At 73.0% G+C, this 23,424-nt stretch carries 25 protein-coding genes; 16 read left to right on the top strand and 9 right to left on the bottom strand.

Features of this window, described 5'->3' with window-relative positions:
- The first annotated feature begins 14 nt into the window (after positions 1 to 14).
- From ACZ4IF_RS26045 to ACZ4IF_RS26035, 3 genes are all read left to right on the top strand, one after another.
- Positions 15 to 1,613 carry an ABC-F family ATP-binding cassette domain-containing protein gene (locus ACZ4IF_RS26045; protein WP_467566825.1) on the top strand — a complete coding sequence of 533 codons (1,599 nt, stop codon included), beginning with the start codon at positions 15 to 17 and terminating at the stop codon, positions 1,611 to 1,613.
- A gap of 394 nt (positions 1,614 to 2,007) precedes the next feature.
- Entirely contained in the window at positions 2,008 to 2,229 is a 222-nt protein-coding gene (locus ACZ4IF_RS26040; RefSeq protein ID WP_006123601.1) for a helix-turn-helix domain-containing protein, read from the top strand.
- A gap of 136 nt (positions 2,230 to 2,365) precedes the next feature.
- Positions 2,366 to 3,157, top strand: coding sequence for an enoyl-CoA hydratase/isomerase family protein (locus tag ACZ4IF_RS26035; RefSeq protein WP_467566823.1), 792 nt, complete (start codon positions 2,366 to 2,368; stop codon positions 3,155 to 3,157).
- A gap of 173 nt (positions 3,158 to 3,330) precedes the next feature.
- Here ACZ4IF_RS26035 and ACZ4IF_RS26030 read toward each other — a convergent pair whose 3' ends face one another.
- Positions 3,331 to 4,062, bottom strand: a complete 732-nt coding sequence (locus ACZ4IF_RS26030; RefSeq protein ID WP_467566820.1) for a nucleopolyhedrovirus P10 family protein — start codon at positions 4,060 to 4,062, stop codon at positions 3,331 to 3,333.
- An 87-nt stretch (positions 4,063 to 4,149) separates the two neighbouring features.
- Here ACZ4IF_RS26030 and ACZ4IF_RS26025 point away from each other — a divergent pair, with 87 nt between their 5' ends.
- Genes ACZ4IF_RS26025 through amaP form a run of 5 tightly spaced genes read left to right on the top strand, consistent with a single transcriptional unit; the run spans position 4,150 to position 6,560 of the window.
- A complete protein-coding gene (locus tag ACZ4IF_RS26025; protein WP_028803319.1) occupies positions 4,150 to 4,635 on the top strand; it encodes an Asp23/Gls24 family envelope stress response protein in 486 nt (161 codons plus the stop codon).
- Positions 4,636 to 4,694: 59 nt separating this feature from the next.
- Positions 4,695 to 4,880, top strand: coding sequence for a hypothetical protein (locus ACZ4IF_RS26020; RefSeq protein WP_345658979.1), 186 nt, complete (start codon positions 4,695 to 4,697; stop codon positions 4,878 to 4,880).
- A gap of 3 nt (positions 4,881 to 4,883) precedes the next feature.
- Positions 4,884 to 5,306: an Asp23/Gls24 family envelope stress response protein gene (locus ACZ4IF_RS26015; RefSeq protein ID WP_467566815.1), complete on the top strand. Its 423-nt coding sequence runs from the start codon at positions 4,884 to 4,886 to the stop codon at positions 5,304 to 5,306.
- Positions 5,303 to 5,977, top strand: a complete 675-nt coding sequence (locus ACZ4IF_RS26010) for a DUF6286 domain-containing protein (protein ID WP_467566812.1) — start codon at positions 5,303 to 5,305, stop codon at positions 5,975 to 5,977. Before ACZ4IF_RS26015 ends, ACZ4IF_RS26010 begins: the two co-directional genes overlap by 4 nt.
- A gap of 4 nt (positions 5,978 to 5,981) precedes the next feature.
- Positions 5,982 to 6,560 carry an alkaline shock response membrane anchor protein AmaP gene (amaP, locus tag ACZ4IF_RS26005; protein ID WP_467566809.1) on the top strand — a complete coding sequence of 193 codons (579 nt, stop codon included), beginning with the start codon at positions 5,982 to 5,984 and terminating at the stop codon, positions 6,558 to 6,560.
- 248 nt (positions 6,561 to 6,808) lie between these two features.
- Here amaP and ACZ4IF_RS26000 read toward each other — a convergent pair whose 3' ends face one another.
- From ACZ4IF_RS26000 to ACZ4IF_RS25975, 6 genes are all read right to left on the bottom strand, one after another.
- Complete coding sequence (locus tag ACZ4IF_RS26000) at positions 6,809 to 7,564, bottom strand: SDR family oxidoreductase (RefSeq protein WP_359500772.1); 756 nt, start codon at positions 7,562 to 7,564, stop codon at positions 6,809 to 6,811.
- 5 nt (positions 7,565 to 7,569) lie between these two features.
- Positions 7,570 to 9,456, bottom strand: coding sequence for a glycoside hydrolase family 15 protein (locus tag ACZ4IF_RS25995; protein WP_467566806.1), 1,887 nt, complete (start codon positions 9,454 to 9,456; stop codon positions 7,570 to 7,572).
- 128 nt (positions 9,457 to 9,584) lie between these two features.
- A complete protein-coding gene (locus ACZ4IF_RS25990) occupies positions 9,585 to 10,376 on the bottom strand; it encodes an SURF1 family cytochrome oxidase biogenesis protein (protein WP_467566802.1) in 792 nt (263 codons plus the stop codon).
- A gap of 71 nt (positions 10,377 to 10,447) precedes the next feature.
- Positions 10,448 to 10,681, bottom strand: coding sequence for a hypothetical protein (locus tag ACZ4IF_RS25985; RefSeq protein ID WP_078629285.1), 234 nt, complete (start codon positions 10,679 to 10,681; stop codon positions 10,448 to 10,450).
- Between the two features lie 189 nt (positions 10,682 to 10,870).
- Positions 10,871 to 11,854 (bottom strand): DEDDh family exonuclease, encoded by a 984-nt coding sequence (locus tag ACZ4IF_RS25980; RefSeq protein ID WP_467566798.1) that lies wholly within the window; start codon positions 11,852 to 11,854, stop codon positions 10,871 to 10,873.
- A gap of 111 nt (positions 11,855 to 11,965) precedes the next feature.
- Positions 11,966 to 12,583, bottom strand: a complete 618-nt coding sequence (locus tag ACZ4IF_RS25975; RefSeq protein ID WP_359500780.1) for a TetR/AcrR family transcriptional regulator — start codon at positions 12,581 to 12,583, stop codon at positions 11,966 to 11,968.
- Between the two features lie 126 nt (positions 12,584 to 12,709).
- Here ACZ4IF_RS25975 and ACZ4IF_RS25970 point away from each other — a divergent pair, with 126 nt between their 5' ends.
- The 8 genes from ACZ4IF_RS25970 to ACZ4IF_RS25935 all read left to right on the top strand — a co-directional run bounded on the left by ACZ4IF_RS25970 (position 12,710) and on the right by ACZ4IF_RS25935 (position 20,758).
- A complete protein-coding gene (locus ACZ4IF_RS25970; protein ID WP_467566794.1) occupies positions 12,710 to 13,507 on the top strand; it encodes an acetoacetate decarboxylase family protein in 798 nt (265 codons plus the stop codon).
- A gap of 70 nt (positions 13,508 to 13,577) precedes the next feature.
- Positions 13,578 to 14,462, top strand: coding sequence for an SDR family NAD(P)-dependent oxidoreductase (locus tag ACZ4IF_RS25965; protein ID WP_467566792.1), 885 nt, complete (start codon positions 13,578 to 13,580; stop codon positions 14,460 to 14,462).
- 10 nt (positions 14,463 to 14,472) lie between these two features.
- The gene (locus tag ACZ4IF_RS25960; protein ID WP_467566789.1) at positions 14,473 to 15,756 is read left to right on the top strand and encodes an amidohydrolase family protein; all 1,284 of its coding nucleotides are present in this window, start codon (positions 14,473 to 14,475) and stop codon (positions 15,754 to 15,756) included.
- On the top strand, positions 15,753 to 17,009 hold the full coding sequence (locus ACZ4IF_RS25955) for an amidohydrolase family protein (protein WP_467566786.1): 1,257 nt from the start codon (positions 15,753 to 15,755) through the stop codon (positions 17,007 to 17,009). Before ACZ4IF_RS25960 ends, ACZ4IF_RS25955 begins: the two co-directional genes overlap by 4 nt.
- Before the next feature lie 50 nt (positions 17,010 to 17,059).
- Positions 17,060 to 17,770, top strand: a complete 711-nt coding sequence (locus ACZ4IF_RS25950; protein ID WP_359500790.1) for a VIT1/CCC1 transporter family protein — start codon at positions 17,060 to 17,062, stop codon at positions 17,768 to 17,770.
- Between the two features lie 349 nt (positions 17,771 to 18,119).
- Entirely contained in the window at positions 18,120 to 19,004 is an 885-nt protein-coding gene (locus ACZ4IF_RS25945) for a sterol desaturase family protein (RefSeq protein WP_467566783.1), read from the top strand.
- A complete protein-coding gene (locus tag ACZ4IF_RS25940; protein WP_467566780.1) occupies positions 19,001 to 19,675 on the top strand; it encodes a lysoplasmalogenase in 675 nt (224 codons plus the stop codon). The genes ACZ4IF_RS25945 and ACZ4IF_RS25940 overlap by 4 nt, the downstream gene beginning before the upstream one ends.
- A 39-nt stretch (positions 19,676 to 19,714) precedes the next feature.
- A complete protein-coding gene (locus ACZ4IF_RS25935) occupies positions 19,715 to 20,758 on the top strand; it encodes a zinc-dependent alcohol dehydrogenase family protein (RefSeq protein ID WP_345658960.1) in 1,044 nt (347 codons plus the stop codon).
- Positions 20,759 to 20,848: 90 nt separating this feature from the next.
- Here the strand turns inward: ACZ4IF_RS25935 and ACZ4IF_RS25930 are convergent, their stop codons facing one another.
- Both ACZ4IF_RS25930 and ACZ4IF_RS25925 read right to left on the bottom strand, forming a co-directional pair.
- Complete coding sequence (locus ACZ4IF_RS25930; protein WP_467566777.1) at positions 20,849 to 21,859, bottom strand: CopD family protein; 1,011 nt, start codon at positions 21,857 to 21,859, stop codon at positions 20,849 to 20,851.
- Positions 21,860 to 21,959: 100 nt separating this feature from the next.
- The gene (locus ACZ4IF_RS25925) at positions 21,960 to 23,417 is read right to left on the bottom strand and encodes a CoA transferase (protein WP_467566773.1); all 1,458 of its coding nucleotides are present in this window, start codon (positions 23,415 to 23,417) and stop codon (positions 21,960 to 21,962) included.
- Between the last annotated feature and the right edge of the window lie 7 nt (positions 23,418 to 23,424).

The following is a 23,424-nucleotide window of genomic DNA, read 5'->3' as shown; positions in this document are numbered from 1 at the left end:
CCAGGAGCATGTCCGTGATCTCCGCCTCCGCCATCGAGCTGCGCGCCGGCGCCCGTGTCCTCATCGAGTCCGCCACCTTCCGTATCGCCAAGGGCGACCGCGTCGGTCTGGTCGGTCGCAACGGCGCGGGGAAGACGACCCTCACCAAGGTCCTCGCGGGGGAGGGCATCCCCGCCGGCGGCACCGTCACCCGCTCCGGAGAGGTCGGCTATCTGCCGCAGGACCCCCGCACCGGCGACCTCGACGTGCTCGCCCGCGACCGCATCCTGTCCGCGCGCGGCCTGGACACCCTGATCCGCAAGATGCGGCAGAACGAGGAGCGGATCGCCACCGGCACCGGCGCCACCCGTGACAAGGCCATGCGACAGTACGAGCGCCAGGAGACGGAGTTCCTCACCAAGGGCGGGTACTCCGCCGAGGCCGAGGCCGCCACCATCGCCGCCGCGCTCAACCTGCCCGACCGTGTGCTCGGCCAGCCGCTGCACACGCTCTCCGGCGGTCAGCGGCGCCGTATCGAGCTGGCCCGCATCCTGTTCTCGGACGCCGACACCCTGCTGCTGGACGAGCCGACGAACCACCTCGACGCCGACTCGATCGTCTGGCTGCGCGACTACCTGAAGACGTACCGCGGAGGCTTCATCGTGATCTCCCACGACGTCGACCTCGTCGAGACGGTCGTCAACAAGGTGTTCTACCTCGACGCCAACCGCTCCCAGATCGACGTCTACAACATGGGCTGGAAGCTCTACCAGCAGCAGCGCGAGGCCGACGAGAAGCGCCGCAAGCGCGAGCGCCAGAACGCCGAGAAGAAGGCCGCCGCACTGAATGCGCAGGCCGACAAGATGCGCGCCAAGGCGACCAAGACGGTGGCCGCGCAGAACATGGCCAAGCGCGCCGACAAGCTGCTCGCCGGCCTCGAGGCGGTCCGCGTCTCGGACAAGGTCGCCAAGCTGCGTTTCCCCGAGCCCGCGCCCTGCGGCAAGACGCCGCTGACGGCCGAGGGGCTGTCGAAGTCGTACGGCTCGCTGGAGATCTTCACCGACGTCGACCTGGCCATCGACAAGGGCTCGCGCGTGGTCATCCTCGGCCTCAACGGCGCGGGCAAGACGACCCTGCTGCGGCTGCTCGGCGGCGCCGAGCAGCCCGACACCGGCCAGGTCGTCGAGGGCCACGGCCTCAAGCTGGGCTACTACGCGCAGGAGCACGAGACCCTCGACCCGGAGCGCACGGTCCTGGAGAACATGCGCTCCGCCGCCCCCGACCTCGACCTGGTCGAGGTCCGCAAGGTGCTCGGTTCGTTCCTGTTCTCCGGCGACGACGTCGACAAGCCGGCCGGTGTCCTCTCCGGTGGCGAGAAGACCCGTCTTGCCCTCGCGACCCTCGTGGTCTCCTCGGCGAACGTGCTGCTGCTCGACGAGCCGACGAACAACCTCGACCCGGCCAGCCGCGAGGAGATCCTCGGCGCGCTGCGCACCTACAAGGGCGCCGTCGTCCTCGTCACCCACGACGAGGGTGCCGTCGAGGCGCTCCAGCCGGAGCGGATCATCCTGCTGCCGGACGGCGTCGAGGACCTGTGGGGCGCCGACTACGCGGACCTGGTCGCCCTCGCCTGACCCCCCGTGACGCGGCCACGGCCCGTCCCCGCCACGAGCGGGCGGGTCAGCCGCGCTTGATCGCATGACTGATCCACTGCGTATGGATCATTCGGCCGATCCGTGATCCATCATCTGTGTGAGATCTCCTCGTACCGAGGTGTGTCGTACATCGATTTTGCGGCCGAGTCCTTTGTTCCCAAGGGCTCGGCCGTCCTGCGTCGCTGACCAGGTACTTCGCCGAAGAACCCGTTCGGGTGTACGGAACGCGACAGCCGGAACGCAAGATTCCACTCGTGGGGACGGGCTCCTGTCGTCAAAACCTTGTCTTACGGACCTTGCCGAATGGGTGGCCATGACGCCCAGGAGGGGTGATCATGAGAGTCCAGAGCGCACTTCCCATGAGGAGGCACGGGTGGCCGAGACTCTGAAGAAGGGCAGCCGGGTGACCGGCGCCGCGCGCGACAAGCTCGCGGCAGACCTGAAGAAGAAGTACGACTCCGGTGCGAGCATCCGGGCGCTGGCCGAAGAGACCGGCCGCTCGTATGGCTTCGTGCACCGGATGCTCAGCGAGTCGGGCGTCACGCTCCGAGGGCGTGGCGGAGCGACGAGGGGCAAGAAGGCCGCCTCGGCCTGAGGCCGGGCGTCCCCATCGGCTTCGGTGGTGGCCACCCGGTCGGTCGCGCGATCGGCCGGGTGGTTACTGTGCAGTCACTTAGGTGTGTCTCCTGTGGGCACGCACCTGATCCGACCGCACCCATCGGAGGCGCCCCATGGCTTCGCTCGACCCGGTACTCGACAAGGACGGCGTACGGCTCACCGTCGACGACGCGATCGCCACGGTGACGCTGACCAACCCGGCCAAGCGCAACGCCCAGAGTCCTGCTCTGTGGCGGGCGTTGACGCAGGCCGGCCGGTCGCTGCCGGGCTCCGTCCGGGTGGTCGTCCTGCGCGCCGAGGGCAAGTCCTTCTCCGCGGGGCTCGACCGGCAGGCCTTCACGCCGGAGGGGTTCGACGGGGAACCGTCGTTCATCGATCTGGCGCGCGGCTCCGACACCGAGCTCGACGCGACCATCGCCGAGTACCAGGAAGCGTTCACCTGGTGGCGGCGCAGCGACATCGTGTCCATCGCCGCTGTCCAGGGGCATGCGATCGGCGCAGGGTTCCAGCTCGCTCTCGCCTGTGATCTGCGTGTCGTCGCGGACGACGTGCAGTTCGCCATGCGCGAGACCAGTCTGGGACTCGTCCCGGACCTGACGGGGACGCATCCGCTGGTGGGCCTGGTGGGCTATGCCCGTGCGCTCGAGATCTGCGCGACGGGCCGGCTCGTGACGGCCGACGAGGCCGAGCGCACCGGACTCGCCAACCTCGCCGTGCCCGCCGACCAGCTCGACGAGGCGGTACGGGACCTGTCCGCCGCGCTGCTCGCCGCACCGCGCGACGCCGTCATCGAGACGAAGGCGCTGCTGCGTGGTGCCCAGGAGCGGACGTACGAGGAGCAGCGCGTCGCCGAGCGGGCGGCGCAGGCCCGACGCCTCCGCGACCTCGCCGGCGTGGGCGACTGACACCGCGGCACCAGCAGCGAGGCACCCGTCCGCACGGTGACCCGCGCCGCCGCTCCGTGGGCCGCGGCGCCCCGCACTCGCCGTACGTCTTGCGGATGAAGGGCACCCCGGCACGCCGTGGTGCCCTTCGCGCGTCCCGCCTCACTCCCGGGCAGCATCGCGCCCGGCGGGGATCAGTCCGTCACCGCCGTCACCAGGACCGTCACCGACGGGGCGTCCGGGAGGGCTCGGGCCGCCGCCGCCCTGACGGCTCCCACCACCTCGACGGCGTGGCTGCGCGCGGTCACCGCCAGTTCGACGCGCACATGGCGTCGGGGCAGCGCCGCGTCACCGCCGGGACGGACCTCGATGTGCACCGGGTGGCCCAGGACGTCCGTCAGACGGCTCACCCCCGGCACGGACCGCGCCGCCGCGGCCACCTGTGCCTCCTCGGGGTCCGTCGGCTCGGGCGCCGGCCGCGGAGCGTCAGGGTGTTCGGCGACCGGCACCTCGTCCTCCTCCAACAGTCCCGTGATCCGCAGGTCGACCCGTGCGACCACCAGGCCGAGACGGTCCGCCGCCCCGACGAGGGCCGACCGCAGCCGCGCCGCGGTGGCCGGCAGCGGCTCGGCACCCGGCGCCGTCGGATCCGCGGAGGCCCGGAACTCGGCGTCGATCCGCAGGGGCCCCGGCGGCAGCGCGCCGGGCGGGGGCACCACGACCGGGTCGTACACCTCGTCCGGATCGGCGAGTGCGATCCGCAGCGCGCCCACCCGTACCCCGCGCACGCGCCCCGCCGCGCTCCGCAGGACCGGTCCGGCCGCCGCCTCCGCGATCCACGCGCCGTCCTGCGGGAGCCCCAGGGGCAGCAGTCTGCCGAGCCCGAGCTGATGCCGCACCACCTGATTCCACCGGTCCGCCGTCATTGCTCCAGCCTGCCCCATCCCCGGCGCGCGACCACGCAACCGCACTTACTGTGGGCACAGGAGGACGACCGAAAGGGACGTACGGCCATGACCGACATGACGGAGCCGAACCGGACGGGGAGCCCCGAAGGCGGGACGGAGTCGCCGCAGATCCGCAAGCCCACCAGACGCGGCGGCGGGGACCCCGCGACGCGCGGACGCACCACGATCGCCGACGGTGTGGTCGAGAAGATCGCCGGGCTCGCCGCCCGCGACGTGCTCGGCGTGCACGCGATGGGCAGCGGACTGAGCCGGACCTTCGGGGCGGTGCGCGACAGGGTGCCCGGCGGCGGCTCGAAGTCCGTCACACGGGGCGTGAAGGCAGAGGTCGGCGAGCTGCAGACCGCGCTCGACCTGGAGATCGTCGTCGACTACGGGGTCTCGATCGGTGATGTCGCCCGCGCCGTACGGGAGAACGTGGTCGCGGCCGTCGAGCGCATGACGGGACTCGAGGTGGTGGAAGTCAACATCGCGGTGAGTGATGTGAAGCTTCCCGAGGAAGAAGACGAGGAGCCGGAGTCGAGGCTCCAGTGACCACCCGGCCACCGGACCACCGGTGATCACTCGGCCACCGAACTGCTGAGGAGCGCACCATGAGTTTGGCCGTGATCGGCATGATCGCCGGAATGGCGCTGGGCTTCGCCGGATATTTCGGGGGTTTCGGAGCCTTCCTCCTGGTGGCCGCCCTGGGCGCCGTCGGCTTCGTCGTCGGGCGTTTCCTCGAAGGGGACCTGGACGTCGGCGACCTGTTCCGCACCCGCGACGACCGGCGGCGGTGACGCGTGCCAGGTCAGGCGGACCGGCTCGGTGAGAGGCGGCGGCCCCTGACGGTCGTGCCGGCCGGCGAGCGCGGCGCGACCCGGATCGCCGACCGGGTCGTCGCGAAGATCGCCGCACAGGCGGCCCGCGAGGTACTTCCCGCGCTGCCCGCGGAGGCCGGGGCCCCGCACGCCACCGTGGTCGTGCGTCGCCACGAGAAGGGCTCGGGCCGGTCGGCGGACGCCCCGGCCGAGAGCGCCCACGTCCGGGTCAGCCTCGAACTCGACTACCCCTCCGACATCGGCGGCCGCTGCGGCGCGGTGCGTCGGCACGTCGCCGAGCGGGTAGAGGCGTTGGCGGGGATGGAAGTTCCGGAGGTGGCCGTCCAGGTGGAGCGGTTGCACCTGGCACAGACGCCCGGCGCGGCACAGGGGAGGACGCGATGAGCGAGCCCCAGGGCTCGGAGAACACCCGGCGCATGCCCGTCATGGAGAAGGCCGGCGAGAGCGCACTCGGCCAGTCCGCCTCCGCGGCGGACTACGAACCACTGCGCACCGACGCGGACGAGGACGGCGGCCAGGGCCGCTTCTGGTCCGCCCGCCGGATCCCGGCGGGCGTCCTCGCGGTGCTGATCCTCCTCTGCGCGGGCGCCTTCCTGTACGACGTGGCGGCCGTGCGCGCGCACCGGCCCGCCATGCGCTGGCGCAGGACCCTGGCCGACTCGCTCGCCGAACGGCCCCTGGACGACACCTGGGTGCTCGTCGGCGCGGGTGTCGCCGCGGCCGTCGGACTGTGGCTGATCGTCCTCGCGGCCACACCGGGACTGCGGGACGTCCTGCCGATGCGGCGCACCCACACGGACGTCCGGGCCGGGCTGCACCGGGGCGCCGCGGCGATGGCGTTGCGCGACCGGGCCATGGAGGTCGCCGGCGTGCAGGCGGTCCGGGTCCACATGGGCCGGCACAAGGCTTCCGTGCGCGCGCTCTCGCACTTCCGCGAACTCGACGACGTACGTGCCGACCTGGACGCCACACTCGCCGACGGCATCCGGGGGCTCGGGCTCGCCCGGCCGCCCTCCCTGTCGGTGCACGTCAGGCGCCCCGGACGGAAGGGGTGAGACAGTGCTGCGCGTCGTCAACCGCGTACTGATCGGGATCATCGGTCTCGCGCTGCTCGTGCTCGGCGGATCCGTGCTCGCCGTCGGGCTCGGCGTGCGCCCGCCGTCGTGGTGGATCCACGAAGGGCGGCACGACGTGCTGCTCAGCGACGCCGACCGGGCCCGTTGGCGGGACCACGGGTGGTGGTGGCCGACCGTCATCGCCGCCCTCACGGTCCTGCTGCTCCTCGCCCTGTGGTGGCTGGTGGCCGTGCTGCGGCGCCGTCGGCTCGCCGAGGTGCTCGTGGATACCGGCGACGGCGAGGGCGCGCTGCTGCGCGGACGGGCCCTGGAAGGCGTACTGGCCGCCGAGGCGGGCAGGCTGGACGGCGTCGCGCAGGCGCACGTGCTGCTGACCGGACGGCGCAGCACGCCGGAGGCACGCGTGCAGCTCCAGCTGGAACCGCACGTGGACCCCGGGGACGCGCTGCATCTGCTCACCACGGAGGCGCTCGCGCACGCGCGGGACTCGGCGGGCCTCGCCGCGCTCCCCGCGGAGGCGCGCCTGCGCGGGGTCAAGCACCGGGCCGAGCGCGTGAGCTGACCCGCCGAGCCGTCCGTGCGCCGGCCGGCAGCCGTGCCGCACGGCGGTGTCGAGCGGCCGTACCGCGCACCGGTGTTCAGAGGCGGGACCGCCCGCTCGTGCCGAGCAGCCGTGCCGCACGGCCGCGTTGTGCAGCCGGCACGGCCCGTGGTGCAGCCGGCACGGCCCGTGGTGCAGCCGTGCCGCACAGTCGCGTTGCGCAGTCGTACCGCACAGCGGTGTTCGGAGGCGGAACCGTCCGTCGGCGGTCAGAAGCCGTGCCGCATGCCGCCGTCCACCGGCAGCATGATGCCGGTGAGGTAGGAGGCTGCCGGCGAGAGCAGGAACGCGGCCGCGCGGCCGAACTCCTCGGGAGTGCCGTAGCGGCGCAGCGGGATGCGCGCCTCGTTGGCCGCGCGGGTGGCCTCCGGGTCGGCGGACAGACCGTCCAGCTCGCGGACGCGGTCGGTGTCGATGCGCGACGGCAGCAGCCCGAGGACGCGGATGCCGCGCGGGCCGAGCTCGTCCGCGAGGGACTTGGCGAAGCCCGCGAGGCCGGGACGCAGGCCGTTGGAGATGGTCAGCCCGGGGATCGGTTCGTGCACCGAGCCGGAGAGCACGAACCCGATGACCCCACCCTCGCCGAGTTCCGCGGCGGCCGTGCGGGCCAGTCGCACCGCGCCGAGGAAGACCGAGTCGAACGCGGCCGTCCACTGCTCGTCGGTGTTGTCGGCGACGAATCCCGGCGGCGGTCCGCCGACGCTGATCAGGATGCCGTCGAAACCACCGAAGTGCTCATGGGCCGCCGCGACGAGCCGGGTCGCGGCCGCCGGGTCGCCGTTGTCGGCGGCGACGCCGACCGCGTTCGGGCCGAGCGCGGACGCCGCCTCGGCGGCGCTCTTCTCGTCGCGCCCGGTGACGATCACCTTCGCGCCGTCGGCGACGAGTTCACGCGCGGCGGCGTTGCCCAGCCCGCGGGTGGCTCCCGTGACGACGTACACACGGTCCTTCAGTCCAAGATCCATGCCCCCTATCCTGCCCGGTCGCCCCCGAACAGGGCGAGGGCGGTGCTCACCAGGCCGATGTGGCTGAACGCCTGGGGGAAATTGCCGAGCTGGCGTCCGGCGACGGGGTCGTACTCCTCGGACAGCAGACCCACGTCGTTGGTCAGCGCCACCAGCCGGTCGAACAGCTCGCGGGCCTCCTGCTTCCTGCCCGTCGCGTGCAGCGCCTCCGCGAGCCAGAACGAGCAGACGAGGAACGTTCCCTCGCCGCCGGGGAGCCCGTCGACGACGTGCCTGCCGGGGCTGCTGAGGGACATCTCGGTCTCGCTCAGGGACACCTCGGTCTCGCTCACGGACACCTCGGCCTCGTCGACGGACACCTCGACGGCGCCGGACGGGTCGATGTCGTAGCGACGCAGGAAGCCGTTGTTGTCGAGCTCCGCCCGGACGGCGTCGATCGTGCCGACGACCCTCGGATCGTCGGGCGGCAGGAATCCGACGCGGGGGATCAGCAGCAAGGAGGCGTCCAGCTCGCGCGAGCCGTAGGACTGGGTGAACGTGTTCCGTTCCGGGTCGAAGCCGCGCTCGCACACCTCGCGGTGCACCTCGTCGCGCATCGCGCGCCAGCCCTCCAGGTCGCCGCCGAGTGCCGGCTCGCTCTCCAGGGCGCGCACCGCGCGGTCGGCGGCCACCCAGGCCATCACCTTGGAGTACACGAAGTGCCTGCGCGGGCCCCGGACTTCCCAGATGCCCTCGTCGGGCTGCCGCCACGCCGTGCGCACGAAGTCCATCAGGGCGCACCACACCCGCCACATGTGGGGCTTGAAGGGCAGACCCGAACGGCGTGACAGCGCCAGCGAGTCGATGACCTCGCCGTACACGTCCAGCTGCAGCTGCTCCACGGCGGCGTTGCCGATCCGGACCGGGGTCGAGCCCGCGAAGCCGGACAGCCACGGCAGCTCGAACTCGGTCAGCCGGCGTTCCCCGGACAGGCCGTACATGATCTGCAGGTCCGCCGGGTCGCCCGCGACCGCGCGCAGCAGCCAGTCGCGCCAGGCCTCGGCCTCCTCGTGGTAGCCGGCCGACAGGAGCGCGCCGAGGGTGAGGGTGGAGTCGCGCAGCCAGCAGTACCGGTAGTCCCAGTTGCGGACGCCGCCGAGCTCCTCGGGCAGCGAGGTGGTGGGAGCGGCCACGATGCCGCCGGTCGGCGAGTAGGTGAGGGCCTTGAGGGTGATCAGGGAGCGCACGACGGCGTCCCGGTGCGGGCCGTCGTAGCGGCAGCCCGCCGCCCACGCCTGCCAGTCCTCGACGCTGCTGCGCAGCGCCTCGAAGGGGTCGCCCAGTGGCGGACGCGGTTGGTGCGAGGGGTGCCAAGTCAGGACGAAGGCCACCTTCTGTCCGGCCTCGACCGTGAACTCCGAGTACGTGCGGAAGTCCTTGCCCCAGGTCCGCACGGGCGGCTCGCTGCGCAGCCAGACCGAGTCGGGGCCCGCGACCGCCACCCGGTGGCCCTCCGCGCGGCGCATCCACGGCACGATCGAGCCGTAGTCGAAGCGCAGCCGTAGCTGGCTCTGCATGGTGACCCGGCCGCTCAGCCCCTCGATGACGCGTACGACGTCGGGGGCGACGTCGCGTTGCGGCATCAGGTCGGTCACCCGGACCGCCCCCTCGTCGGTCTCCCACTCGGTGTCCAGCACGAGCGTGTCCGGGCGGTAGGCGCGCCGGGTGCAGGCGCCGGCGCCCTTGGGGGAGATCCGCCAGTGGCCGTTGTCCTCGTCGCCCAGCAGCGCGGCGAAGCAGGCCGCCGAGTCGAACCGGGGCAGACACAGCCAGTCGATGGAGCCGTACCGGCTCACCAGGGCCGCGGTCTGCTCGTCCCCGATGAGCGCGTAGTCCTCGATGCGTGGGTCCACGTGGGGCGAGTTCCCCGGTCGGGGGCGGAGTCAATCCGGGCGGGGGCCGACCGGGTGACCTCCGGTCGGGACCGCCCGGCCCGGGGCGTGGGCGGGCGGCGCGACGGCCGCCGGCCCGGGGCGTGGGGCTACACGCCCGCGGGGGCCGCCTCCGGAGCGGCCTCCGCCTGCGCGGACGCCGCCCTGTCACGGCGTTCACGGCGGACCAGGACCGCCCAGCCCACGGGAACGCCCGCGGAGAACAGCCACCACTGGATCGCGTAGGCCATGTGCGGGCCGATGTCGCTGTGCTCGGGATCGGGGATCAGCTCGGGGGAGCCGCCCTTCGGCCGCGGCGCGGTCTGCTCGATGTAGCCGCCGAGGACCTGCTTGCCGAGCCGTCGGGCCTCCTGCCCGCTGTCGATCAGCATGACCTGCCGGTCGGGCAGGCCCTTGACGTTCTTGATGCCGCTGTCGGCGGTCGTCTGGTCGGCCATCAGCCGTCCGGTGACGGTGGTCTCGCCGCGCGGCGGAGCCGGGATCCTGGGGAACTGGGTCTGTGCGCCGTCCGCCGGGACCCAGCCCCGGTTGACCATGAGCACCCGGCCGTCGTCGAGGACGAACGGGGTGAGGACGTGATAGCCGACCTCGCCGTCGGAGTTCGTGCGACGGCGTACGACCTCTTCGTCTGCCGTGTCGAAGCGACCCTTCGCGGTCACCCGGCGGTACAGGTCGTCATGGGCGATCTGCCGTCCCGGCGCGGTCAGTGACGCGGCCGGTACCGGATCGGCGGCGAGCGAGTCGGAGATCACCTTGTTCAGTGCGACCTTGTGCTCGTGCCGGTGCAGCTGCCAGTAGCCCAGCTTGATCATCGTCGGGATGAGCGCGAGGGTCACGAGGGTGAGGATCACCCACTGCCGGGACAACAGGAAGCGGTACACCCCATTGACGGTACTCGGCACGATTCGGCCCCCGACGGGAGGGTCCCGTCGGGGGCCGTGCGGCCCGGCGGTCAGACCTTGTCGATGATCCCCACCTTCCCCTCCGCGCGGGCGCAGTGCGCCCCGCAGAACCAGTGGCCCTCGACCTCGACCCCCTGGCCGATGATCTGCACGCGACAGTGCTCGCAGATGGGGGCCATCCGGTGGATCGCGCAGGAGAAGCAGTCGAAGACGTGCACCGAGCCCTGCGCGTGCACCTCGAACGTCATGCCGTAGTCATTGCCACATACTTCGCATCTCGCCATGCGCCACAGGGTGAGGCGCCGACGCGGCGCGGGCGAGCGGGAGCCGGGCGAGTCGTGCGCCAATCACCCGTACGTCCGTCAGTGGCCCGCGCCCCGGCTCCGCCCGTTGCCGCGGGTTCGCGTCCCCGGGACGAGGCGTCCTTCCGCGGTCGAGGGGCCCTCGCGCGGCGGGTCCGTCCCCGCGGCCGGTCACCCCTCGGTGGCCGGCTCCACGTCCCGCAGGAGCTGGCCGAACGCGGCCTCGTCGATCACCGGTGTGCCGAACTGCCTGGCCTTGACCACCTTGGACGTGCCGGAGTCCGGGTCGTTGGTGACGAGCAGGCTGGTGAGCCGGGACAGGCTCGTCGCGACGTGCAGTCCGGCCTCGACGGCGCGGTCCTCCAGCAGCTCGCGGTCGACGGACGTGTCCCCGGAGAACGCCACCCGCATGCCCTGCTTGAGTGGTTTGCCCTCTTCGTATCGCCCTGGGTTGGGATAGGGGCATGCGGGGCGCTTGCGTGAAGGGCGCCAACTTCCGGACGGATAACCGCCGGACTGCCGGCCGATCCGCGGCGCGGCCGGACTGTCGGACCACTCCTTGAGCGGCCGGCACTCCAGCAGCGGCAGCCGTACCCCGTCGCGGGCGGCGGCCCGCAGGCTCGGCCGGAACGCCTCGGCCAGCACGCGTGCGTCGTCCAGCGCGTGGTGCGCGCGCTGCTGCACGACGCCGAAGTGCGCGGCCAGCGACTCCAGCTTGTGATTGGCCAGCGGCAGCCGCAGCTCCTTGGAGAGGGCGATGGTGCACAGCCGCTGCCGCACGGGGGCCTCGCGCTCCACGCGCGCGTACTCGCGGGCGATCATGGACCAGTCGAAGACCGCGTTGTGCGCGACCAGCACGCGGTCCGCGAGCCGGGCGGCGAACTCCTCGGCGACCTCGTGGAAGAACGGGGCCCCTTCGAGCATCTCGCTCGTCAGCCCGTGGATCCACACGGGGCCCGGATCGCGCTCCGGATTGACCATCGTGTACCAGTGGTCCTCGACCTCGCCGCGCGCGTCCAGCCGGTAGACGGCGGCGGAGATGATCCGGTCGTCGCGGGCCAGTCCGGTGGTCTCCACGTCAACGACCGCGTATCCCTGCGGATACGCGGCCGGCCAGGAGGCTGGGGACGCTGCGGTCGTGAGGTCTTCGAGCATGGTCCATGAGGATACGGGCCGCGACTGACAGCCCGGGCCCCGCCTTCCCGGAAGCGGAGAGCGCTCCGGCGTACCGCGGGCCGCCGCGGCACGGCCGTCCCGGGCCGCCGCTCAGCGTGCCAGGAGTCCGTCCACCAACGCCCGTACGGAGGTGACGAACAGCCTCTCCTCGTCCACCGGACGGGCGAGCGCGCGGGCCAGGGCCGCGTCCCGCCCGGCGGTCTCGGCGTCCCACGCCTCCTCCTCGGCGGGCCGCTGCGCCGGCGCGCGTTCGCGGTTGCGTTCGACGAGCACGAAGCCGACGACCTGGAACTGCACCGCGCGCACCACCTCGGCCGCCCGCGCGCCCTCCAGCCCCGCCGCGTGCGCCTCGCGCACCAGGGCCTGCCGGGCGGGCAGGAACATCCGCTCGGTCAGACCGCGTTCGTGCACCATCGCGACGAGGTGCGGATGGGCGCGCAGCTGCCGGCGCAGGGCGCGGGCCAGCGACACGATGCGCTGGGCCGGGGTGCGCCCGGTGGGGCGCAGCGCACCGAGGTCGGCGACGGTCCGCTCGACGAGGGCGTCGAGCAGCGACTCGCGGTTGCCGACGTGCCAGTAGATCGAGGTGACGGCGGTGCCCAGCTCGGCGGCGAGCTTGCGCATCGTCAGAGCGTCCGGGCCGTGCTGGGTCACCAGACCCGCGGCGGTGTCGAGCACCCGCTCGCGGGTGAGTACCGGTCTGCTCACGGGCGCCCCCAAGGCTTTGTCACGCACACGTATTTACCCTTCGCGGACTCTGCTGTAACTGTGTTACAGGCGCCAGTGACGGACCATCAGAAACCTTCCGAAGCACCTGACGAAGGGCGGTACGACATGGCACGCGTGAGGTACGGCGCGCGGACCGGGGCGGAGATCGCCGCCGCGCGCGCCGCGAGCTCCAGGCTCCCCGACATCTGGTCCACCGGCGTGGTGGCCGTCTGGGAGAGCGATCCGGACGCGGTCGCGGCGGTCCTGCCGCCGCCGCTGAAACCCACCGGTCGCCCCCTGGTGCGGGTCAACATCAGCAAGGTCGACCTGCCCGGATATCCGCTGGGCGCGGGTTCGTTCGCCGTCGCCGCCGCACACGACGGTGTCGAGGGCTGGTATCCGCTCGTCATGCCGATGACCCACGAGCGGGCCCTGATCGGCGGCCGTGAGGTCTTCGGGGAGCCCAAGAAGCTCGGCGAGGTGACGGTCGAACGCGACGGCCTCGTCGTACGCGCCGCGCTCGCCCGGCACGGCATCGCGTTCGTCGAGGTGCGCGGCGCGGTGAGCGGTGACCTCCCGCTGCCCGGGCCCGTGCAGAAGACCGACTTCTACTTCAAGTTCCTTCCCGCGGTGGACGGTTCGGGCTTCGACGCCGATCCCGTCCTCGTGCACTGCGTGCGCAACGAGAAGGTGCGCAGGCTGGAGCGCGTCACCGGGGACGTCGTGCTGCGCGAGTCCATGTACGACCCGGTCGCCGACCTCCCCGTGCGCGAACTCGTCGAGATCACCATCGGCGAGAAGACCACCGACCAGCAGGGCAGGGTCGTGGAACGCGTCAGCGCCCAGGCCCTGATGCCGTACATCCACCAGCGCTACGACGATCCGCAGCAGATCCTCGACGGACCACCCGAGGGGAGCGTCTGATGCCGCGTCCTCCCGGTGCGCACCACTCCCAGGACCACCCCACGGGGCCGGCACGGAAGGGCGGGCGGCCATGGAGCTGACACCGGGCCAGGTCGCCGTGGTCACCGGCGCCGCGAGCGGCATCGGTCTCGCCATGGCGCGCCGTTTCGCCGCGGACGGTCTGAAGGTGGTCCTGGCGGACGTCGAGGAGGGCGCCCTGGAGGACGCCGCCGCCGGGCTGCGCAAGGACGGCGCCGACGTGCACGCGTGCGTGGTGGACGTCGCGGACCGCGCGCAGGTGGAGGCGCTCGCCACCGAGACGTACGAGCGGTACGGCGCCGTCCACGTCCTGTGCAACAACGCCGGTGTCGGCTCCGGCGCCGAGGGCCGCATGTGGGAGCACGACCCCAACGACTGGAAGTGGGCGTTCGCCGTCAACGTGTGGGGCGTCTTCCACGGCGTCCAGGCGTTCGTCCCGCGGATGATCGCCGGGGGAGAGCCGGGACACGTCGTCAACACCTCGTCCGGGGACGGCGGTATCGCCCCGCTGCCCACCGCGTCCGTGTACGCCGTCACCAAGGCGGCCGTCGTGACGATGACCGAGTCGCTCTACGCGCATCTGAAGGCGGAACGCGCGCGTGTGGGAGCGTCCGTGCTCTTTCCCGGTCCCCACATGCTCCGTACCGGCCTGTGGGAGTCGCACCGCAACCGGCCCGCGCGCTACGCGAAGCAGAAACCCAGGAAGACCCCCTACCGCAGCCTCGGCCAGTGGGAGGCCGCCATGAAGGAGGCCGGCCACGAGGTGCGGTTCACGCCCGTCGAGGACGTCGCCGACCTCGTCGCCGAGGGCATCCGCGCCGGCCGCTTCTGGCTGCTGCCCGAGAGCGAGCACAGCGACCGGCAGATCCGCGCGCGGTCGCAGTCGATGCTCGACCGGGCCGACCCGTCGTATCTCGAACACTTCATCCTGGACTGAGGGAGCCGTGATGCCGGACCAGGACCCCTACCTGATCATCTCCTCCGACTGTCACGCCGGACTCCCCACCGAGGAGTACCGGCCCTATCTGGACTCCCGCTTCCACCGGGACTTCGACGACTTCCTCGCGGGCCGGGACCGGCGCCGCGAGGAGATGACACGGCTCGGCATCCGCAACGAGTCCTTCGCGAACAAGTGGTTCCAGGACAACGAGGAGGGGCTGCGCGGCGGCTGGGACACCGCGCAGCGCCTCAAGGAGCTGGACGGCGACGGTGTGGCGGCCGAGGTGGTCTTCCCCGACGCGGACGCCGTGGACAGTCGGACCGCCGCCCCCTTCGGCGTCGGTCTCGGCCTGTCCGGCGACCACGACCCGGAGCTCGGCATGGCCGGCGCGCAGGCCCACAACCGCTGGCTCGCCGACTTCGTCTCCGAGAACCCCGAACGGCACTGCGGGGTCGCCCTGCTGCCGGTCACCGCGGACACCGGGCGGGTCGTCGCCGAGGTGCACCGGGCGAAGGAATCGGGACTCGGCGCCCTCATGATCCCCTCCATGTGGGTGGACAAGGAGCCGTACCACGACCGCCGTTACGACCCCGTGTGGGCGGCGGCGGCCGAGTGCGGGATGCCGGTGGTCACCCACTCCGGGGCGGCCCCGCGCCACGAGTACGGCGACCACCTCGGCATCTACGTCAGCGAGGTGACCTGGTGGCCCGCCCGCCCCCTGTGGTTCCTGCTCTGGTCGGGCGTCCTCGAACGGCACCCGGGCCTGCGGTTCGGGGTCGCCGAGTCGGGCTGCTGGTGGCTGCCGAACCTGCTGTGGTTCATGGACCGCCTCTACCTCGGCGCGCACGGCGGCAAGAAGCTGTCCCCCTTCGCCGAGCTGAAGCGGCCCCCGCACGAATACCTGGACCGCCAGCTCTTCATCTGCGCGACCAACACCAAGCGCCGCGAACTGGCCCAGCGCTACGAGATCGGTGTCGACAACATCCTCTGGGGCAGCGACTTCCCGCACCCCGAGGGCACCTGGCCCGACACGCGCGCGTGGCTGAGGAGGACCTTTCACGACATCCCCGTCGCCGAGACGCGCCGCATGCTCGGCCTGGCCGCCGCCGAGGTCTTCGGCTTCGACGTGGAAAGGCTGGCACCGCTCGCCCGGCGCATCGGCCCGACGCCCGGCGAACTCGGCCAGCCGGACGACCAGTCGGCGGTCGAGGCCTCCTGGGCACACTCGCGCGAGGTGGGCCGCCACTGGCTCACGGACCATGACTTCCCCGCCCTGGGGGTGACCCCGTGACGGAAGCCCGACACGACCCGGGCGGGCCGGACGACCGGTACACGGTGATCTCCGCCGACTGCCACGCCGGCGCCGATCTCCTCGACTACCGGCCGTACTTGGCGGCGAGACACCACGACGCCTTCGACGCCTGGGCGGCCACCTACGTCAACCCCTACGCGGACCTGCTCGCCGACACGGCCGACCGGAACTGGAACTCCGAGCGGCGCGTCGCGGAGCTGGAGGCGGACGGAATCGTCGCGGAGGTCGTCTTCCCCAACACCATCCCGCCGTTCTTCCCCTCCGCCTCCCTGATGGCGCCCGCCCCGACCGCGGAGGAGTTCGAGCAGCGGTGGGCCGGACTGCGCGCCCACAACCGCTGGCTCGCGGACTTCTGCGCGGCCGCCCCGGGACGCCGGGCGGGCGTCTTCCAGATCCTCCTGAACGACGTGGACGAAGCGGTGAAGGAGATCAGGTGGGCGGTCGGCGCGGGCCTGCGCGGCGGCCTGCTGCTCCCCGGCACACCGCCGGGCTCGGGCCTGCCCGAGCTCTACTCCTCGGTGTACGACCCGATCTGGGCGGTCTGCGACGAACTGGACGTCCCCGTCAACCACCACGCGGGCTCGGCGTCACCGCCCCTGGGCGACGAGCCGGCCGCCCGCGCGGTGTTCATGGTGGAGACGACGTGGTTCTCGCACCGGGCGCTGTGGCACCTCGTGTTCGGCGGCGCGTTCCGCCGCCACCCCGGCCTGAAGCTCGTCCTCACCGAGCAGGGCTCCGGCTGGATCCCCGGCGTGCTGGACATGCTGGACTACTACCACGGGCGACTGGTGGCCGCGGCCACGAAGGCGTCGACGGCCGAGTCGAAGTTCGGCGCGGGACTCGCCGCGGCGATGGGCAAGGGGCCCTCGCAGGTCTGGCGGGAGAACTGCTTCGTCGGGGCCAGCTTCATGCGTCCGCACGAGGTGCCGCTGCGCGACCGCATCGGCCTCGACAAGATCATGTGGGGCAGCGACTACCCGCACGACGAGGGCACCCACCCGTACTCCCGCGAAGGGCTGCGCATCGCCTACGCGGGCCTGCCGCGGGACGAGGTCGCGGCGATGGTCGGCGGCAACGCGGCGCGCGTGTACGGCTTCGACCTGGACCGGCTGGACGAGATCGCGGCGAAGGCAGGGCCGACGGTGGCCGAGATCGCCGAGCCGCTCGGCGCCCCGCCCGCGGACGCGACCAGCCCGGTGTTCGCGAAGGGGGGCTCCGTACGGGTGTGGTGACCGAAGCGTCGGTACGCCGACGGCGGCGCCCGGGGTGGGATCCTCGCCGTGTGACGGAACCGACGCACGACGAGGTCCACCCAGGCGCACTCGGCACCCGGCTGAACTGGCTGCGGGCCGCCGTCCTCGGCGCCAACGACGGCATCGTCTCCACCGCGGGCCTCGTCGTCGGCGTGGCGGGCGCCACCGACGACCGCGCCGCGCTGCTCACGGCCGGGCTCGCGGGCCTGCTGGCCGGGTCGATGTCGATGGCCGCGGGCGAATACGTGTCCGTCTCCACCCAGCGCGACTCGGAGCTGGCCGCCCTGGCGGCGGAGAAGCGCGAGCTGAAGGAGCAGCCGGAGGCCGAGCTGGAGGAGCTGACCGAACTGCTGGAGGAGCGCGGCCTGTCCCGGGCGGTGGCCCGTGAGGCGGCGCAGCAGCTCACCGAGCGGGACGCGCTCAGAGCTCACGCGCGCGTGGAGCTCGGCATCGACCCCGACGCGCTCACCAATCCGTGGCATGCGGCGTGGGCCAGCTTCCTGGCGTTCACCGTGGGGGCGCTGCTTCCGCTGCTGGCGATCGTGCTGCCGCCCGCGGAGTGGCGGCTCGGGGTCACGGTCCTGTCGGTGCTCGCGGCACTCGTCCTCACCGGGTGGAGCAGCGCCCGGCTGGGGGCGGCCGACGCGAGGCGCGCGGTGCTGCGCAACGCCGCCGGGGGCGCGCTGGCGATGGGGGTGACATACGCGGCGGGAAGCCTGCTGGGTGCCGCGGGGGTGTGAACCCCGTCGGACACACCGGACTTGCCGGACACGGCCGTTGGGGTGCGGGGGAGCCCGCCGGCCGCGCGGCGCGATGGCCGGGGGAACCCCGCGGGTCGGCCCGCGCGGTGGCCGTGTGGAGCCTGCGGGGTGCCCGGCGCGGTGGGCGTGTGGAGCCCGCGGTGCCGCGCGGTGCGGTGGCGGGCGAGCCCCGCCGGGCAGCCGGCCGGTGAACCCGCTGGTGGGCGGCGTGCGGCGGGTGAGCGCCGGGACTTTGGCGGAGATCGCCAACAAGCAAGCGCGTACCGGCGGTAATACTTGTCGGTAACCACCCCTAGCCGCAGCCGATCAGCGGCTCTACGGTGCACCCATGCCGAACCTCCCCGACGTCGTGGTCTGGTCGATCCCCGCCTTCGTGCTGCTCAGCGTCATCGAGATGATCAGCGTCCGCATCCACCCCGACGAGGACGCGGCAGGGTACGAGGCGAAGGACGCCGCGACCAGCGTCGGCATGGGCCTCGGCAGTCTCCTGTTCGACTTCTTCTGGAAGATCCCGATCGTCGCGGTCTACTCGGCGGTCTACGCACTGACGCCGCTGCGGGTGCCCGTCCTGTGGTGGACGATCCTGCTGATGCTGCTCGCGCAGGACTTCTTCTACTACTGGTCGCACCGCGGGCATCACGTGATCCGCATCCTGTGGGCCTGCCACGTCGTCCACCACTCCAGCCGGAAGTTCAACCTCACCACCGCGCTGCGCCAGCCGTGGACGTCCTGGACGTCCTGGCCCTTCTACCTGCCGCTCGTGGCGCTCGGCGTGCATCCCGCCGCGCTCGCGTTCTGCTCGTCCGTGAACCTCGTCTACCAGTTCTGGATCCACACCGAGCGCATCGACAAGCTGCCCCGGCCCTTCGAGTTCGCCTTCAACACGCCCTCCCACCACCGTGTCCACCACGCGTCGCAGGGCGGCTACCTGGACCGCAACTTCGGGGGCATCCTCATCGTCTGGGACCGCCTCTTCCGGTCGTTCGTCGCCGAGACCGAGCGACCCGTGTACGGACTCACCAAGAACATCTCCACGTACAACCCCCTGCGCGTCGCCACCCACGAGTACGTCGCCATCGCCAGGGACGTGAAGGCGGCGACGAGTTGGCGCGAGCGGGCCGGGCGGGTCCTGCGCGGGCCCGGCTGGCAGCCCGTACCGGCCGCCGCCGGCACGCCCGTCGCGGAGCCGTCCGTCTCGGAGTCCGTCGCGTGAGCCGGAGCCCCGCGCGGGTGCTGCTCGCCGCGTTCGCCGCGGCGACCGCCGTGGACCTCGTCTCCCTGGTCACCGGCTTCGACCCGGGTCACACGGTCGCCAAGCCCCTCCTGCTCCCGCTGCTCGCCGTCCATGTGGTCGTGCGCGGCGGCCCGCGCCTGCTCGTCGCGGCCCTGCTCTGCGGGTGGGGCGGCGACGTGCTGCTCCTGTCCGACGCGGACGCCGCCTTCCTCGCGGGCATGGCCTCCTTCGCCGCGGGCCACGTCTGCTACCTGGTCCTCTTCCGCAGGACCGCACCCGCACGGGCCGGCCTCCCGCTCGCCGGGGCGTACGCCCTCGCGCTGACCGCTCTCGTCGTCCTGCTGTGGCCCGATCTGCCCGCCGGCCTCCGCGTTCCCGTCGCCGGCTACAGCCTGCTGCTCACCGCGATGGCGTACAGTGCCACGCGGCTCGGACCGGTCGCGGGTCTCGGCGGTGCGCTCTTCATGGTCTCGGACACGCTCATCGCCACCGGCGTCGCCGACTGGCCGCAGCTTCCGGAACCAGCCTTCTGGATCATGCTCACGTACGCCGCCGCCCAGTTCCTGCTGGTCCGCGGCGTGCTGGGCACCCTCGGCGCGCGGCCCGCGCCCGCGGCGGCGTACGGTGAGATGCGCTCAACCACCCCCTGAGCGCATCCACCGACGCCCCGCACGAGAAGGACCCTCGCCATGCGCGCCACCACCATCCACGCCCCGTTCGACATGCGCGTGGAGGACGTTCCCGAGCCCGTGGTGCAGCTGCCCACCGACGCCGTCGTACGCGTGCTGCGCTCCTGCATCTGCGGCAGCGACCTGTGGGCGTACCGCGGTGAGGCGGAGCGGCAGCCCGGCCAGCGCATCGGGCACGAGTTCCTCGGCATCGTCGAGGAGACCGGCTCCGAGGTCGGCACCGTCCGGCGCGGCGACCTGGTCGTCGCGCCCTTCATGTGGTCCGACGGCGTGTGCGACTACTGCCGTGAAGGACTCACCACCTCGTGCGAGCACGGCGGCTTCTGGGGCTCCGTCGGATACGACGGCGGCCAGGGCGAGGCCGTGCGCGTCCCGTTCGCCGACGGCACCCTCGTCCAGCTGCCCAAGGAGGCGGCCTCCGACGACCACCTGCTGGCGGCGCTGCTGACGCTCTCCGACGTCATGGGCACCGGCCACCACGCGGCCCTGGGCGCCGGTGTCCGGGCGGGCTCCACCGTCGCCGTCGTCGGCGACGGGGCCGTCGGGCTGTGCGCCGTGCTGGCCGCCAAGCGGCTCGGCGCCGAGCGGATCATCGCGCTCGGCCGCCACCAGGTGCGGACGGACATCGCCCGCCGCTTCGGCGCCACGGACGTCGTCGCCGAGCGCGGCGACGCGGCGGTCGAGGCCGTCCGTGAGCTGACCCGCGGGCAGGGCGCGCACTGCGTCGTCGAGGCGGTCGGCACCGAGCAGTCCATGCGGACGGCCGTGAACATCACCCGTGACGGCGGCGCCATCGGCTTCGTCGGCGTGCCGCACGGCAGCGGCACGGGCCTGGACCTGGGCGTCATGTTCGACCGGAACATCGCCCTGCGCGGCGGTGTGGCGCCAGTGCGCGCCTACATCCCGGAGCTGCTGCCCGACGTCCTCGACGGGACCATCGACCCGTCGCCCGTCTTCGACATGACCATCGGCCTCGAAGGCGTGCCGGAGGGCTACAAGGCCATGGACGAGCGCACGGCCCTCAAGGTCCTCGTCGCGAGCTGAACCACCGCTGAACCACCCGGCCGGCACCGCGAGCCGGGACCGTACCCGGTCCGCCTCGTCGCGCGCGGAGGCCGACCACCCTCGCCGTGGTCACCACCTGATGGGCAGCGGCAGGGCCGTCAGTACGCCCGAGACCGCGACGACCACGCCCAGCGCGACGACCTCCGCGCGCGCGGGGGAACAGGCCCCGAGCGGGTCCGCCGCCCGGCCCATCCGCAGACGGGCCCACAGGGCCAGGACGGCGACGACGGCGACGACGAGCACCTTGGCGAGCAGGGTGCGCCCGTACGCCGTCGTCGTCAGCTGCTCCAGGACCGTTCCCGGTGGCATGCGGCGCAGCGCGCTCCATGTGCCCGTCGCGGTCAGCACCGCGAACAGGACGGCCGCCACGCGCGCGTAGAGGCCGAGGAGCGCGGCCCCGGCCTCCCTCGCGCGCCAGGTCCGCAGCAGTCGCAGGACGTGCAGCAGACCGCCCACCCACAGGGCCGCGCAGGTCACATGAAGGAACGTCAGGCCGGAGCCGATCAGCGGGTCGTGCTCCGCCGCGGGGTGGACGCGCAGCGCCTCCGCGACCGCCACCACGGCCGACGGCCACGCCCGGACGGCCGGCCGGCGCGAGCGGGCGCACAGCCAGGCGGCCGCGAAGGCGTTGACCTCCAGGAGCGCCGATTTGCCGTCCCTGGTCCGGTACAGCCCTCCGACGTCCATGTCGGAGAGGTGCTGCGGCAGCAGATTGCCCGTGGCGACGACCGACGCCAGCCCGAGGGAGGCGACGAGCCCGGCGGCGGCCGCGAGGGGGGCCCAGCTGCGCGGCGCGTCCTCCGGCGGGGCGCCCGGCACACGGCGGGCCAGCCGGGCCGCGAGGAGTTCGCCCACGGGCACGCACAGCGCGGCGAACAGCACCGTACGCAGCAGGGCTATGCCGCCGGTGCCGGGTGCCGCCGCCTCGCCCGTCCCCTGCAACGCGCCTCGTGGGCCCAGCAGCGGTATCAGTGCGGCGACGGCCACCAGACCGAGCACGGCGACGGCGCGCCCGGCGGAACCCGGCCGGCCCGGCCCGGCCCCGTCCGCCGACCGGGCCGTCGGTCTCGTCGACGTCACGTCACGATCCTCACCAGGTGCCGCTGATGCGGGCAAGCACGGAGGAACAACTGGGGCGGCACCATTCCGCCCACAGGTACGTGTCCGGTCGGCGGGACGCTCATGACCACCGGGCCGTGTCCGCACCCCAGGTCCCCGGCGGCCGTGCCCAGTCGGCCGGTCCGCCGGCGAACGAGACGGGGGACCGGGCGTACCTGAGACGCCCGAGCGGGCTGTCCGTCACGGCGAGCCACGGATCGGGGGTGTCGTATCGGCCCGCGTTGTCGGCCTGCCCCGCACCGCCCGTCCCGCCCACGGGTACGGTCCTGTTCGCGGCCGCGTTCTCGCCCGCGGGCACGGCCCCGTCCGTGGTGCCGTCCACGTCGTCCATCAGCCAGGCCGCCGTCCGCGCCAGGGCGAGCCGCACGGACCGGCTGCCGCCGTCACCGGCCTGTTCCGTCAACGCCCGCAGCACTCCCGCGGCGAGCAGGTATCCCGTCCCGTGGTCGAGCGCCTGCGCGGGCAGCGCGCCCGGCCGCTCCGGCGACCCTTCCACGGCGGCGATGCCCGTGGCGACCTGCACCAGACTGTCGAAACCCCGGCGTCCCGCCCACGGACCGCGGTCGCCCCAGGCCGACAGCTGCGCCACGACCAGTCCTGGCCTGCGCTCGGCCAGCGCCTCGGGCGAGAGACCGAACCGGTCCAGGGTGCCCGGGCGGTACCCGGTGACGACGACGTCCGCGGCGGCGAGCAACTCCTCGAAGGCCCGCCGGTCGGTCGCGAGGTCGAGGACGGCGGACCGCTTGCCGAAGCCCGTGTCGGCGTGCGCGTCGGCGAGTTCGGGCAGCCGCGGCGAGTCCACGCGCAGCACGTCGGCCCCCAGCAGGGCGAGCGTCCGGGTGGCGACCGGGCCCGCGATCACCCGGGTGAGGTCGAGGACGCGCAGACCCGCCGCGGGCAGCAGCGGATCACCGTGGTGCGCGGGGAGCCCGCGCACCGGCGCGTCGTCCAGTCGCTCCCGTCCCAGCAGCGGTCCGTGCGCCACGGCGGCGCCCTGTTCGTGCGCCCTCCACTCCTTCGCCGTGCGCAGCGCGACGGCTAGGCCCCCGGCGGCGTACACCGTGTCCTCCACGGCCACGGCGGACCGCTCCGAGAGATGCGCGGCGACCGTGTCCACGGAGGCGTCCCCGGGCAGCCCCAGCGCGCCCAGCAGCCGTGTCCGGTGGTGCGGATAGTTGGCGTGCGTGCGCACCCACCCGTCGGCGGTGCGCCAGAACCGCGACACCGGCGCGAAGGTCACGGGCGCCCGACCGTCGATCAGCAGATGCCGCTCGCTGACGAACGCGGTCGCGACGGCCCCGTCGTCGACCCGCACCTCCGGCACGTCCGTGCGCCCCGCCCGCAGCGCCCCGAGCTCGGCCGCGGCCAGCGCGCAGCCGCCCACGCAGGCCCGGGCCATGGCACGTACGGGGAGCCGCGACTCCAGAGCGCCTTCACGCGGCACGGTCGACACCCGGGGGAGCAGCGCGGGATCGCCGCCCAGTCCCTCCCACACAGCAGCTATCGGCGAATGCTTCATACCAGGC

The sequence above is a fragment of the Streptomyces sp. NPDC025784 genome, assembly GCF_055558435.1.
The sequence above is the reverse complement of the archived record's forward strand: the minus strand, read 5'-3'. Positions and strand labels throughout refer to the sequence as shown.